A 13,844-nucleotide genomic window follows, 5' to 3' on the forward strand; every position below is an offset into this window, starting at 1 on the left:
CAAAAGTGATTCGCATTTTCCCCTATATATAAGCAAATTAAAACAAGTAATAATGTACTCAACCTAAAGACAGGGACTTAAATTGCATTTTTTGGCAATGAGTATCTTCACGTTAATGATGGAAAGCTGACTTATGATTACTTTGCACGGTTTTGCTGCTAGCAACTATTACAACCTAGTTAAACATGTACTTTTACACAAACAACTGCCATTTAAAGAACACCTTGTTTACGGCGGTAGCGAAGAGTTATTAGCAATCAGCCCTGCAGGCAAAGTGCCTGCAATCACAACAGCTAACGGCCTTAATATTTCTGAGTCGAGTGTTATTTGCGACTTTATAGAAGAGTCGTACCCACAAACCCCGCTATACCCTGAAGATGCAGGTGAGCGCGCAGTTGTACGTCAAATTATGAAAATGGCAGAGCTTTATTTTGAACTGCCAAGCAGACGGTTCATCCCTTATGTATTTTCAGGCGCTGAAGTAACCGACACAACTAAAGGCGAAGTACGCCAAGTATTAACGCGTGGTGTAACCGCTTTGAGTAGCGTGTGTAAGTTTTCACCTTGGATTGCAGGCGAGCAATTTACAATGGCAGACATTTACGTTTATTACGTAAACACCATTGTTAACGCCTTTGGCTCAAGCCAGCTTGATTGGGATGTACTTGCACAAGTACCCGGCATGAAAGAGTGGAACGAATCAATGAGCCAATTAGCCATTACCCAAAGCATAGAGGCCGATCGGCAATCAAATATGGCTGAATTTATGCAAAAAGTGAAAGCGCAAATTCAAGCAGCCAACGCTAAATAACGCGTAGCTACAAAAGTATCTATTCTAATTTTTAATTACTAAGACAGATCGCCAATACAATAATGCTATTGGCTTAACAAATTTAATTCTTTGCAGGAGACACCTATGACAGATAAAAATATCCAACTTACTTCAACTATCAGCGAAGACAATAAACTTACACTTGCCTTAAAAAACATCGAGATGCCAAAGCCAAATGCCGATGAAGTGGTTATTCGTATTGAAGCTGCACCATTAAACCCATCAGACTTAGGCGTTTTATTCAGCGCAGCTGATATGTCTACTGCAAAGCAATCGGGTACTGATGAAGACCCAGTAATTACTGCCGATGTTCCAGCTCAATTTATGCCATCACTTAAAACTCGTGTTGGAAAAGCAACCCCTGTAGGTAATGAAGGCGCAGGCACCGTAGTAGCTGCGGGGTCATCACCAGCTGCACAAGCATTAATGGGTAAAACCGTTGCAGTAATTGGCGGCGGTACGTATCGTCAATTTATATGTGCCAATGTACAAAGTTGCCTAGAGCTAAAAGAAGGGACTACTGCTAAAGAAGGTGCATCATCTTTTGTTAACCCACTTACCGCACTAGCAATGGTAGAAACCATGCGCGCCGAAGGCCATAAAGCCATTATTCACGCCGCAGCGGCCTCTAACCTTGGCCAAATGCTAAACCGTATTTGCATTGCAGATGGCGTTGATTTAATTAATATTGTTCGCAAACCAGAACAAGAAAAATTACTGCGCGATATGGGTGCAAAATATATTGTTAACTCAAGCAGTGACACTTTTCTTGCTGACCTAACAGCTGCAATAATCGAAACCGGTGCAACTATAGCGTTTGACCCTATTGGTGGCGGCCAACTAACAAGTGACATTCTTAACTGTATGGAAGTTGCAGCTGCGCGCGATATGAAAGAGCACACAATTTATGGCTCTGATACATTTAAACAAGTGTACATTTATGGCGCACTAGACCGCGGCCCTATTACATTAAACCGTAACTTTGGCTTTGCTTGGGCTGTAAACGGGTTCTTGCTATTTAATGCTTTAGGTAAATTAGGCACAGATACAGTAATGAAAATGCGCAAACGCGTTGCTGATGAAATCACCACTACATTTGCGAGTAACTACACGCACGAAGTGTCATTAGCTGAGGTATTACATTTACAGTCAATCGCGGCTTATTCTAAACAAGCCACCGGCGAAAAGTACTTAATTAAACCTCAAGCTTAATTAAATATTCTTCGTTAAAAATTAAAAAGCAGATGCTAATTAGGTATCTGCTTTTTTACGTTTAAATATACGCACTCTACTATTGCTAGGTTTGCAGTTAACGCGTCCTTAAAAGCCTGTCATAAAACCATCACAAAAACGTAATTTACTGAATGTTTACACATTGTTTGCACCTTTTATTCTTATAGTTTATCCACTTTAATAAAATAATAAGCGTGCCTACATGAATATAAAACCTTTTATATTTTATTCAGTTATTGCCTCTACTACATTATTGTATGGCTGCGGCGGTGCTGAGCAAACTACCGACACTAGCACAGAGCAAAGTACTGATTCATCATCAACAATCACGTCAACTGGCTTAGTTATAAATGAAATTGTCGCAAGTCCAAGTGATACCTCCTACGATTGGATTGAGCTATATGCCACTGAAGATATAGCCGATTTGTCGGTATTTTCACTTGTTGATGATAACGCCGACAGAGAGCCTCAAGCATTACCCGCAGTAGCGCTTTCGCAAGGAGAGTTTATTGTTATTCAAGCCATTGATGAAACCGACACACCGCCCGATAATGGTTATTACGTTACCTTTAAACTAGGTAGCGACGACGCTGTTACGCTTTATGAAAATAGCACTGCGGTGTCTGTACTTGATTGGGAAGAAGGCGAAGCCGCTGAAGGTTTTAGCTACGGCTTATACACCGACGGCACCGGCACCGCGCAAACATTAACACCAACACAGGGCGCAGCTAACCAAACAGCCGACACCTCAACACTTGTTACCACGCTAATTGCTGAAGATGCCCCACTGCGTATAAACGAAGTAGTAGCAAAAGACAGCAGCGGCTCCGAGGACTGGATAGAGCTTTATGTAACAAGCAGTAGCGATGTTTATTTAGCTGACTACACACTAAGTGATGACAATAACGAGCAATTTTCCCTACCCGACATTACTTTAGCGCCCGGTGAGTTTTATCGTATTTACGCCAGCACCGATGATTTAGGCGACCTCCCAAGCGTAGCGTTTAAATTAGGCTCAAGCGATACCGTAAGCCTTTACAGTAACAATGTAATTATAGAGCAGTTATCGTGGAAAAAAGGCCAAGCCTTGAGTGGTTACAGCTATGGCCGCTACCCAGATGGCAGCGATGCAACAGCGGTATTAACTCCAACAGAGCTTAGCCAAAACAGCAAAGCAACTCACGGACCACTCGTTATTAACGAAGTGGTGGCAAGCGCTGCAGACGATGGCAACGACTGGTTTGAGCTATACAATAACAGCGAAAATACTATTAACTTAGCCAACTACCAAGTTATTGATGAAAGCGACGACATAGACCCAGTAACCCTGCCCGACATAGATTTATACGCAGGCCAATACATTACTATTTATGCCACCGATGAAGATCCAGGCACTTACTACGTACCCTTTAAACTAGGTAAAGAAGACGAGTTAAGCTTAATACTCAACGATGAAGTAATTGACTACAATGATTGGGACGAAAGCGATGTAGCCACAGGCTTTAGTTACGGCCTAAGTAACAGCACCGACTTTACTCATGCGTTTTTAACCCCTACTCCAGGTAGTGAGAATACCGTTGCAACCGCATTTACACCCACAGCTGTTAATACGCTTTCTATTACAATTACCGACGAAAACTGGCAAGACATTCTAGATAACCCACTTGATGAGGAATATCACGAAACTGCTATTACCTTTAATGGAGTAACACTCGATAGTGTGGCTATTCGCACTAAAGGCGGCTCAAGCTTAAGCAGTGTTGCCAACTCTAGCAGTGACCGATACAGCTTTAAGGTCGACATTAACGAATACGTGTCGGGCCAAAAGTTTTTTGGGCTAAAAAAATTCACACTGCAAAACTCGTTTAACGACCCGTCGTACATGCGTGAAGTAATTGCCTACGACCTAATGGATGAAATGGGCGTACCAACGCCTGAGCATGCTTACGTTAACTTTTATGTAAACGGCGAACTATTTGGTTTGTACTTAATGGTAGAAGCCATAGATGGTGAGTTTGTAGAAAAACACTTTGCCAACAGTAACGGCGATTTATACAAGCCTGATGGCACAGGCAGCGATTTACTATGGCTAGGTGACGACATACAAAGCTACACCGACATAAACTTACAAACTAACGAAGAGAGCACCGATAACGGCGCATTTATTAACTTTGTAGAATCGCTCGATGACGGCGAAACCAGCGCCATCGAGGTAGATACACTTTTACGTTATATGTCGGTTAGCACTTCGCTTTCTAATTTAGATAGCTACCACGGAACGCTTGCTCATAACTATTATATTTACGATGACGATGGCGTATTTAGCATTTTGCCATGGGATTTTAACGAGTCATTTGGCACCTTTAACATGAATTGTAATGGCGTAGATGTAAGAGAGCTCTACATTGATGAGCCAGTAAGCGGCGCATTAAATGAGCGCCCGTTAATTGCTAATGTATTTGCCGAGCAAAGCAACCTTGATGTGTACCACAGTTACTTAACGCAACTTATTAATGGTTCACTTTCAAGCGACACATTTAGTGCCCGCGTAAATGAAATAGCCGACTTAATCCGTGAGCACGTACAAAACGACCCCACTAGTTTTTACGGCTCAGATTACTTTGAGCAAAACCTAACCTCTACTACGGGGCAGTTTTACGGTTTAACGTCGTTTATGCAGTACCGCGTAGCAAATATGACCGCGCAGCTTGATGGCACATTGCCTTCAGCCGGCGACGGCAGCGGCTTTTGCTCTAGATAAACAACCCATCCTTCATGCAGTGCCAGCACGCTGGCACTGCACTCTGTAACTTTGCAATTTAATAATCTGAGAAAATTATGACAATTCAAGCACGTTTAAAGGATGAATTTTTTGAAAAGGACGCTTCAATTGCACCTGTAGCAATTACTGCAATAAACACTAAAAATAAGCAGGCCCAACCTGAAAAGCCAACCGCTGATAGCCCATTATCAACATTAATTAACGAGCTACTCACCCCGTTTGAAGGCTACGGATTAAAAGATCTTAATAACGCCAACTTAATGAACCGTGTAGACAGCAAGTTTATGCTGCCACTGTCTTTTTTACCTGAGCTACTAACTCACTTACATGGCCAATACCGTGTGCTTGATATACAAGGTAAGCGTTTATTTTCTTACTATAATCAGTACTTTGATACGCCCGAGCTTGATTTATACAAAGCCCACCATAACGGTAAGCTTAATCGATACAAAGTGCGCCAAAGACGCTACGTTGATACCGCCACCGAATACCTAGAAGTAAAACTAAAAAACAATCAAAGCCGTACGGTTAAAACACGTATCAAGCTCGAAAAAAACAACGAGCAAGCTCATTGTACTGCGTTTATGAAAGAACAAATGAAAAACAGCTTTGCACATTTAAACGTAACCCAACAAAGCGGCTATAACCGAATAGCCTTAGCCAACGAAGAAAAAGCCGAACGCTTAACGCTTGATTTTAACCTGTGGTACAACACCCCAAAAGGCGATAACAAAATAACCCTACCGGGCTTTTTTATTGCCGAACTTAAGCAACGCAAAAAAACAAAACACTCGCCATTTTATAAGCTGATGAGCAAACACCACATATTCCCTGCCTCGTTTAGTAAATACTGCATTGGCTGTGCTTTGCTCTACCCCGAGCGCTTAAAAGTAAACCGCTTTAAACCCGTTTTAGCCCGTTTAAAACACCTTAACCGCACTAACCCGCTTTTACCTTTAGAGAATAATTAAAATGACAAAATTAGATCTTATTTTTCTTTCCCGTTTTTTAGTAAACATCCTATCGCTGGCTGTACTTTGCTATGGCTGTTACTTTCGCATAAGTAAAAATGCAGTGGTGGCAGGCTCGTTTATTTTATTTGGCGTAGGCGTTTTTATTATTACCTTTTTGCTGCATGGCGTTGATATGTCAATGGAATTTGCATTTGGTCTATTTGCCGTATTTACCATGCTAAGGTACCGCACTGAGTCTATTTCGATTAAAGAAATGACTTACTTATTCCTTGTTACTGCTATTGCTTTACTTACCTCTGTAGGGCAAATGAGCTTAATTGAGCTAAGTATTCTTAACGGCATAATTTGCTTAATTGCCTTTGTAATTGACTCAAGCATATTTGTAAAACGCTACGAAGTACAAAGCGTTTGCTACGAGCGCATAGAAAACATAACCCCGCAAAACCAAGCCACACTCATCAACGATTTAAAACTGCGCACAGGCCTAAACGTAGTTGCTGTAGACATAGAGCACATCGACTTTTTAAAAGATGTAGCCCAACTAAAAGTGAGCTACTTAGCCGAAAAAAAAACAAAGGTAGCCTAACATGACCTCTAAACTAACTATTTCTACCGTGGCGCTTTCAACACTTTGTTGTTTTGTTAGTAACGCAAGCTTTGCCAAAATTAACGATGATATAGACCTAAGCGGCTATATCATGCTCGACTACAACAAGTTTGATACCTCATTATTAGAGGATCAATACGACAGCAACAGCTCAGAAAGTACCTCAGAAATACGCCGCGCTCGCCTAAGTTTTAAATCAGACATAAGCAAAGACTGGAAAAGTAAATTTCAGCTTGGCTTTGCCGATGGCGAAACCGAAATAAAAGACGCCTACCTAGAATACTCAGGCTGGAAATATGCTGATTTAACCATAGGCCAGCAAAAAGAAGGTTTTGGCCTAGAAAAACTAACCAGCTCTCGTAATTTATTAATGCTTGAACGCAGCATGATGAGCGAAGCGTTTTCGCCAGGGCGAAGTTTAGGTATTAGCCTATCGGGAGAGGTAGCCTCAGTAAATTGGCAACTTGGTTATTATCAGCCCGACGAAGACGAAGCAACATCAGCTATTACAGGGCGGGTAGCCTGGGTGCCATGGCAGCAAGATACCAACCTATTACACTTAGGCGTCGCATTTAGTGAGAGGCAGTACGACGGTAACGAATTTAGAGTAAATGAGCCACTTGAAGTTTATACCGCCGACTCATTAATAGAAGGCGATAAAATTAATGCCGATAACCTCTCGCAGCAAGGTATAGAGCTGTTATGGATTAAAGACAGATTGACCATGATGGCCGAGTGGCAACAAGCACAAGTAACCAGTATTGAAGAGTCAACCAATGATTACGAAGGCGGCTATTTGCAATTTGGTTATCAGCTGTCGGGCGGATACCGTAAGTATAAAAACGCAAAACTAGGCGCAAGCTCAGAGCCTGGCTGGGAAATTACAGGCCGCTATAGCTTACTTAAGCTCAAGCAAGAAAACCAAGACGCAAAAACCTACTCCCTTGGCGTTAACTACACCGTAAACAAAAACATAAAATTTATGGCCGACTACATTAAAGCCGACTACTTTGAAGCGGGCGGTACTATCACATCGGGCAATGCAATCTCATTAAGGCTGCAATATTCGTTTTAATGCGCTTGGTGTTTAGTCGTTTAGCCTAAAACTATAAAGCCCCTGTGTTAAACGTTACGTTTAACACAGGGGCTTTATAGTTACTTAGTAAATAATATTTAAGTTAGTTTTTAAATACTAATTACCAGCGCCTGCAAATTGTATTGGGTAATCCATATCGCCGCTGCGGTTAATACTGTTACACAGGTTTTTATTAAAACTGGTCAGTGATGGGTCGATGGTGTGCTCATTCACTACAATACCGTCACTTCGCCTTTTAACCTCAATAGATCCGATTGTTTTAATCGCTGATAAATTATCGCCTACGTTTTTAAATATAAAATACTCTATGTGTTCAGCAATAGATTCTGCGTTTTCGATATCTCCTTTAACGGCAGGCACTTGGTAGTTAACACCATTACACGTTAAATCATAAACCCTTACTAATTCTAGCTCGTCAGCTCCTTGCATATCAGCAATAACTTTAATAGTGGGCTGCGTTGCTGTTTCAAGCAAGTATTGTGTTTCATTCATTTCACTTAAAGAAAACGAATCAACGCTTTTAGCTATAGAACAGCCCGATAATAAAGTAAAAACTAAAAACACTGCCCTATTAAAAAACACCTATAAATACCTTATTTCTAAAATTTATTTGCTTAGTATTACCATAACACTAAGAGAGGTTCTAAATATAACCTCTAAACAGCTAAAACAACCTCACTTATATTCTTTCTCATTCAAGCTTGAAACAGGGCTTTATATAAGGCGAGGCTTTGATAAGTGAATTTCCAATAGGAAGTTGGAATATTTCCCATTCAATGCTGGAATTGAGCTTATTTCTCAATTAACGCTGGAAGGGATCACCCGTACGTTGCTAGCCACTCAAGTACATTAAAGGTTTAACGATATAGTTAATTTGATAGGCGTACTCTGGCAAACTTCGCTAGTGCGACATCAGCAGGCACTGGCAAACCTTGATGTATGAAGTCAAAATTTGACTCTTGTGACCCAAAAATTGTTGGCTAAAATAGGCGACGCAGGAGCAAAAGCCCACTGTTTTTAGTCCTTATTGATTTTCTTGTTAGTTGAGCTTTTTAACAAATCGAATTTCGTAATGATATAAATAGGTTCTTTTTTATATTCGACTTTATAAAGATATTGATTTTTAAGAAAATTAGTTTTCTCTTTTATTAAGCTAATTTGCTCCCATGGTATAAAAAAACTCTTGGGAAATAGTAGAATCAGCATCCGTTTTTGGCTTATAAATACCCCTTGCTCAAATGATTTGATATTTAGCCAAGTCCTATATTCACTGTTTTTCTCACGAGAAATATCTGCAATATTTGTCAGGTACATACTGCGTGATTTAAAAATAGATGAATCCGAAATGCTTAAATCCGTTTTATATTCTCTAGCTAGTTTAGGGTAATACCCAATAGTGCTTTGGATATAATTCACTAAAACATAGAACAATAAAAATGGAATTAAGCCTATAACAAAGTCCACTTTTAAATACTCCGAAACTTGTTCCGTGCTGCTGACTAGGTTGAAGCCAACTAACACCCCGCTTAGGGGCAATAACACGTGGGCTAAAATTTGGAGCGAAGCGACTGAGTCCACGTATTACTGTCCCAGGGAGCTTGCGACCGACTTAATGTGATTTTTCAACGTTTAATTACCAATCAGCTGCATACTGTTTATTTGCTTTAAAGCCTCGACTTCTAAAGGTGCTTTGTCATAACCAAATTCAGCTATGTCAGAGAAGTGCTGAGTTATCACTTGGTCAAGACTAGATCTTTCGATTTGTAGCACATGAACCAATTCATGAGCCAATTTTGGCCTATTGAGCTCATATCCATTACGAACATAAATAGAATACCCGAAAGCCTGAGCGTTATTGGTAATACCTTCACCAATAAAACCTAGTGCTTCACCTAGTGTTTTTAGAGCGAAGTTTTCGAATGGAAAGGGTACTTCTTCAACATGTACAATCCTGACTTTCTCTGGTTTTTGAATTCCTATATCAGCTGCCAAAGCTAATTCTCGTGAATTTAGCGGAATTCCTGACTCCGAGCCTTTTCTTTCAGTTTCATAAGCCCAGTCAACATACTGTGGTATCAATATGTCTGAGATGATTTTCTGGTATGACAGTGCTGCACCAATAATTAAAGCAAATAATATTATCACTGTAAGTTTGAAAAATTTCATTCAATTCAAATCCCTTTAAAAATTCCTACTAACTTGCAAAACAACATAACGCCGCGTTAAGTAGTGAGCGACGCCTACGTCTAACCTAAACCATTACACCGTAAACACAAAACTCATTTGAACCAAGAATGCCATGCGTTGCGAATCTGCCTTAAACGCTTTGTTATGCGTTCATTCCATGTGCAGGGCTGATTCTGGACATGATAACCATATCTATATACCGTCCACTTTTGAATGTACTCAAACGCTTAATGCCCTCAGTTTCAAAGCCTACCTTTTCATACAGAGCTTTGGCTGAAAGATTATCAGCATGAACCTCTAATTCAACACGAACTAAATTAAGCCAATTATCAGCTTGATTGATTGCTTCATGCATCAAGGCTTTTCCGACACCTTGTCCGTGACTTTCAGGGTGAACAGCGATGGCAATAGAAGCAGTATGCTTATCCCGAACTTTATCCGTTAGGAATAGCGTCACGTGTCCAACCACCTTACCATCAACTTCTGCGACTAACGTGTATTGATTTGATGCTGAAAAGAGATTTGAAACTTGCGAAGAGCTCAAAAAAGGAAGTTGTGATGTATTTGCCATTACTTCCGTAAAGCTATAAATATTATGAAGATCTTTATGATCAAATTCTTCTAAGTGTCTAATTTTCAAGTTATATCCCTACTGTAAGATCTGCCGAACACCTAGCAATTTAATAGTACGCTCATCAAGCATATTTCTGCCGACATAACGCTCATCTATCTACTTTATATAGTTTTAGCAAATTACCTAAGGTATTACTATAACTAAGTTTTCTAAAGTTTTTAGGTGAAGTTAATAATCCAATTTGCGCGCAGCGCGCATTTTCATGAATATATGCGCAAAAAGCAGTTTGACCAATCAATTAACTACTATATTTAGCCAATCTCAATAACTGGTTTTCGCTCATAACCGCCTTAGAACATTTGCATTGCGACATTTATCTTGGCCGCTAACACCGCTCTATTAATATGAGTTACAACAATAAACCGCTATCCATACAGTAATAAACCAAAAAAGATAAAGTATAGAATTTTAGTTGGGAATCTCTGTTTAATTAGTTTAAGCCTAAAAACAAAATTCTGTCCCCTATGAAAAGAACCCAAATAAGGAACGGAAGCACCATCGCTACAAGCACTGCCACATATGGCTCTTCATTCCAGATGTGTGATAAAACATTCCAAAGTTGGATGAGAAAGAACAAAAAGATCCTCTTTGATCAAACTACTCAATAATTGTACTAAATAATGCAATTAGTCATAAATCTGTAACTTTGATCCGCGATAATCTCTATCCGATAAATGAATAGACTCAAGAAGATTAAGTAAGATGAGTACACCCTTAGTGCAACTAACATTTGCACTGCAATCATTTGATGATTCTATGTCTGCGGCGATGAGCCACGCTATGGAATATGAAAAGCTATCGCTAAAAGCCAATGCTGCGCATAACATTACGCTGCAGTGTGTGTTGCCTGATGGCGCAAATGAGAGCGATGTTATTTCACTAAGTGCAACGCAGCCCAGTGCGCGTGGGGCGCAGTATTTTACTGAAAAAACGCTGAGCAATGCAGACCTTGAATCTGGTACTGTAAATCTTACTTTAAGTAACATTACACAAAGCCAGTGTTTTGTAGTGCAAATGATGCTGCACGGAAAAAACACGACCTTAAAAGAAAGCCAGCAACTCGATGTGTACATTAAAGCATTTGAGCAAGGCTATATTCCTGAGCAAATAAAAACTGAACATACCAAGTCACAGGGCGTTCGTAGCTACTTTGCAAGTATGGGCTCTACGTTTTTATCGCTGTTTTAATGCAAACTGCACTTAAATTACGCGACACTACTTATAAGTTGTTAGGGCGTGTTGAACTTTGGTGGGTGAATTTACAGCAGTATGTTTGGTTTTTAGGCAAGGCAGAGCCTATGTAGTGTGGTTACTCCCCATAAATAGGCGATAACGCAGCATAAATACCAAACATGCACTGCCCTTTGGGTTCTTTCTAGGGACGATTAACTCTTTGTTGCCTACATGGATGTAGGTAAGGGGCGTGAGCAGGACGCGGAAGCTTTGCTCGGTTTTTACTTAGCCCACTAGGTTACAAACCTCGCGCCGCGATTTAATCGCCTCTAGATTGAACAAATTTCAATCCACAAAGACCAACACGCCCTAGTCTGCAAAACTTACTTTACCCATAGTAACTCCCGCAATACCTTGTGCGGTGTTACTTAGGTGTTGCTGCTCTCCGGCTAGGCATTCGTTTGCTAAAATAGCAAATAACACGGCCTCTTTTGCGTCGGGGTTTATACCTAAATCGTCGGTATTTTTAAAAGCCTTAATACGTGGGCAAAGCGCTGTAAGTTGCGCCATTAGTAATGGGTTATGAATACCCCCACCACTTGCATACACCACACAATTTTGTGCGCGCTCTGCACACTCGTTTAATGCATTTGCTATAGCGGTTGCTGTAAAGGTATTTAAGGTGGCCATTACATCTTCATGGCTTAAGTGCTGTGTATTTGTAAGCTGCTGTGCGGTGTTTAAATACGCTAAGTTAAATACCTCAGGCCCTGTGGTTTTAGGCATTGGGAGTTTAAAAAATGCGTTATTACACAATGCATTTAATAATGGTGTATTTACCTTGCCTGCTTTAGCTATTTTTGCGCCATCGTCATAATGCATATCTTTAAAATGTTGCTGTACGTAGGCATCCATAATGGTATTACCGGGGCCAATGTCGGAGCTAAACACACGGTTTGCATCACCATTTTTGGGTAAAAACGTTAAGTTAGCTATGCCGCCCATATTTAGCAAAATCCGACTCTCCACAGCGCTCGAAAAATACAAATAATCGCCATACACAGCAAGTGGTGCGCCCTCGCCTCCTGCGGCTATGTGTTTTTGCCTAAAATCACCAATGGTAGTAATACCCGTAGTAACGGCTATTTGGTCGCTATCGCCAATTTGTAACGTGCCATTAGTAAAGCTTTTATGATTATGTTGCGACTGTGGGCAGTGGTAAATTGTTTGCCCATGACTGGCTATAACATCAATACTTGCCGGGTCTATTTGCCAAGTATGTAAGCACTGGTTAACCATATCGCCATGGAGTTTACCTACCCACGGGTGCAGTAAAGTTACAAGTTCTAAATCGCATTCTCTTTTGGCAAATACCTGCTTTATTTTAGTTTTATAATCGTCGTTGTAGTCAACGGTGGTAAAATTTAAAACCTCAATGTGAGTATTTAAGCCCGCGCCCGTTATTTTACACAGTGCAACATCAAGCCCATCCAACGAGGTGCCGCTCATTAAACCAATAATTAAACGGCTTGGTTTTAGGGCGCTGTTATAAAGCGCTTTAATGTGAGGGTGCATAATGGCATCTAAAATAGGTGTAATATTTTGCTTATATTAGAGGACTTTAAAACAAAGTAATAGCCGTAAAGCGTTTAATTTAGGTTCTGATTGTTTAACTCTTAAATGATTGTTAAGTTAGTGTGCATACTAAAAATTTATGAAAAAATATGATCACCCTCAGAGAGTTTAAAGCCCAAGACGCGCCTTTTATTATTAACACCTTAAATGATGAACAGGTAACGCGTTATTTATCGTCAAAAATTCCGTTTCCGTATACGCAAGCCGATGCTGATTGGTGGATAAACCAAGGCTCAAAAAACGGCATTATTAAGGCCATTGTTGTAAATGGGCAATTTGCGGGCTGTATTGGTATAACTCCCGGCGAATTTGAATACAAACGCAGTGGCGAAATTGGTTATTGGCTTAATAAAGCCTATTGGGGGCAAGGTATTATTACTCGCGCTATTGAACTTATATGCAATGGAGCGTTTGCAAGCTCACACTTAAACAGAATTTTTGGTGCCGTGTTTGCTGGTAATACCGGCTCTATGAAAGCACTTACTAAGAGCGGCTTTGAGCAAGAGGCTGTGCTTAAACAGGCCATTTATAAAAACGGGGTATTTTACAACAATCATATATTTAGTAAGCTCAAAGCAGACTAATTACTCTAATTAAATTTGCGCAAAGGTTGAATTATCAACCACCCGCCCAAAACTCCTTTATTAAGGTACGCATTGTACATATTCATACTGCTTAGCCGCGCATTATT

At 40.3% G+C, this 13,844-nt stretch carries 13 protein-coding genes; 8 read left to right on the forward strand and 5 right to left on the reverse strand.

Going from position 1 to position 13,844, the window contains the following annotated elements; genetic code table 11:
* Positions 1-133: 133 nt before the first annotated feature.
* From H5090_RS05745 to H5090_RS05770, 6 genes are all read left to right on the forward strand, one after another.
* Complete coding sequence (locus H5090_RS05745; RefSeq protein ID WP_182695246.1) at positions 134-811, forward strand: glutathione S-transferase family protein; 678 nt, start codon at positions 134-136, stop codon at positions 809-811.
* 105 nt (positions 812-916) lie between these two features.
* Positions 917-2,044 carry a zinc-binding dehydrogenase gene (locus H5090_RS05750; protein WP_007583457.1) on the forward strand — a complete coding sequence of 376 codons (1,128 nt, stop codon included), beginning with the start codon at positions 917-919 and terminating at the stop codon, positions 2,042-2,044.
* Positions 2,045-2,267: 223 nt separating this feature from the next.
* The gene (locus H5090_RS05755; RefSeq protein ID WP_182695247.1) at positions 2,268-4,826 is read left to right on the forward strand and encodes a CotH kinase family protein; all 2,559 of its coding nucleotides are present in this window, start codon (positions 2,268-2,270) and stop codon (positions 4,824-4,826) included.
* Positions 4,827-4,903: 77 nt separating this feature from the next.
* Positions 4,904-5,818, forward strand: coding sequence for a polyphosphate polymerase domain-containing protein (locus H5090_RS05760; RefSeq protein WP_182695248.1), 915 nt, complete (start codon positions 4,904-4,906; stop codon positions 5,816-5,818).
* A 1-nt stretch (position 5,819) separates the two neighbouring features.
* A complete protein-coding gene (locus H5090_RS05765; protein ID WP_182695249.1) occupies positions 5,820-6,407 on the forward strand; it encodes a DUF4956 domain-containing protein in 588 nt (195 codons plus the stop codon).
* A gap of 1 nt (position 6,408) precedes the next feature.
* Positions 6,409-7,503, forward strand: a complete 1,095-nt coding sequence (locus H5090_RS05770) for an OprO/OprP family phosphate-selective porin (RefSeq protein WP_182695250.1) — start codon at positions 6,409-6,411, stop codon at positions 7,501-7,503.
* A gap of 117 nt (positions 7,504-7,620) precedes the next feature.
* Here H5090_RS05770 and H5090_RS05775 read toward each other — a convergent pair whose 3' ends face one another.
* The 4 genes from H5090_RS05775 to H5090_RS05790 form a co-directional block, all read right to left on the reverse strand.
* Positions 7,621-8,106, reverse strand: coding sequence for a hypothetical protein (locus tag H5090_RS05775; RefSeq protein ID WP_182695251.1), 486 nt, complete (start codon positions 8,104-8,106; stop codon positions 7,621-7,623).
* Positions 8,107-8,541: 435 nt separating this feature from the next.
* Complete coding sequence (locus H5090_RS05780) at positions 8,542-9,102, reverse strand: hypothetical protein (protein ID WP_182695252.1); 561 nt, start codon at positions 9,100-9,102, stop codon at positions 8,542-8,544.
* Between the two features lie 51 nt (positions 9,103-9,153).
* A complete protein-coding gene (locus tag H5090_RS05785; RefSeq protein ID WP_182695253.1) occupies positions 9,154-9,690 on the reverse strand; it encodes a hypothetical protein in 537 nt (178 codons plus the stop codon).
* 163 nt (positions 9,691-9,853) lie between these two features.
* Positions 9,854-10,351 carry a GNAT family N-acetyltransferase gene (locus H5090_RS05790; RefSeq protein ID WP_002962781.1) on the reverse strand — a complete coding sequence of 166 codons (498 nt, stop codon included), beginning with the start codon at positions 10,349-10,351 and terminating at the stop codon, positions 9,854-9,856.
* A 696-nt stretch (positions 10,352-11,047) separates the two neighbouring features.
* On the opposite strand from H5090_RS05790, the gene H5090_RS05795 reads away from it, so the two are divergent.
* The gene (locus H5090_RS05795) at positions 11,048-11,533 is read left to right on the forward strand and encodes a hypothetical protein (RefSeq protein WP_010554987.1); all 486 of its coding nucleotides are present in this window, start codon (positions 11,048-11,050) and stop codon (positions 11,531-11,533) included.
* Positions 11,534-11,887: 354 nt separating this feature from the next.
* On the opposite strand, the gene H5090_RS05800 is transcribed toward H5090_RS05795, so the two are convergent.
* Positions 11,888-13,093 carry an anhydro-N-acetylmuramic acid kinase gene (locus tag H5090_RS05800; RefSeq protein WP_182695254.1) on the reverse strand — a complete coding sequence of 402 codons (1,206 nt, stop codon included), beginning with the start codon at positions 13,091-13,093 and terminating at the stop codon, positions 11,888-11,890.
* A 149-nt stretch (positions 13,094-13,242) separates the two neighbouring features.
* Between H5090_RS05800 and H5090_RS05805 the strand changes: the two genes are divergently transcribed.
* Positions 13,243-13,737: a GNAT family N-acetyltransferase gene (locus tag H5090_RS05805; protein ID WP_182695255.1), complete on the forward strand. Its 495-nt coding sequence runs from the start codon at positions 13,243-13,245 to the stop codon at positions 13,735-13,737.
* Positions 13,738-13,844: the final 107 nt, after the last annotated feature.

It is taken from the genome of Pseudoalteromonas sp. SR43-5, assembly GCF_014163835.1.
GTDB lineage: Bacteria > Pseudomonadota > Gammaproteobacteria > Enterobacterales > Alteromonadaceae > Pseudoalteromonas > Pseudoalteromonas distincta.

What these genes read in the sequence shown, in the direction of transcription:
- H5090_RS05760 (WP_182695248.1), top strand. Translation starts at nt 4,904, where the DNA reads ATGACAATTCAAGCACGTTTAAAGGATGAATTTTTTGAAAAGGACGCT.
- H5090_RS05800 (WP_182695254.1), bottom strand. Translation starts at nt 13,093, where the DNA reads ATGCACCCTCACATTAAAGCGCTTTATAACAGCGCCCTAAAACCAAGC.
- H5090_RS05795 (WP_010554987.1), top strand. Translation starts at nt 11,048, where the DNA reads ATGAGTACACCCTTAGTGCAACTAACATTTGCACTGCAATCATTTGAT.
- H5090_RS05750 (WP_007583457.1), top strand. Translation starts at nt 917, where the DNA reads ATGACAGATAAAAATATCCAACTTACTTCAACTATCAGCGAAGACAAT.
- H5090_RS05785 (WP_182695253.1), bottom strand. Translation starts at nt 9,690, where the DNA reads ATGAAATTTTTCAAACTTACAGTGATAATATTATTTGCTTTAATTATT.
- H5090_RS05745 (WP_182695246.1), top strand. Translation starts at nt 134, where the DNA reads ATGATTACTTTGCACGGTTTTGCTGCTAGCAACTATTACAACCTAGTT.
- H5090_RS05765 (WP_182695249.1), top strand. Translation starts at nt 5,820, where the DNA reads ATGACAAAATTAGATCTTATTTTTCTTTCCCGTTTTTTAGTAAACATC.
- H5090_RS05805 (WP_182695255.1), top strand. Translation starts at nt 13,243, where the DNA reads ATGATCACCCTCAGAGAGTTTAAAGCCCAAGACGCGCCTTTTATTATT.
- H5090_RS05770 (WP_182695250.1), top strand. Translation starts at nt 6,409, where the DNA reads ATGACCTCTAAACTAACTATTTCTACCGTGGCGCTTTCAACACTTTGT.
- H5090_RS05755 (WP_182695247.1), top strand. Translation starts at nt 2,268, where the DNA reads ATGAATATAAAACCTTTTATATTTTATTCAGTTATTGCCTCTACTACA.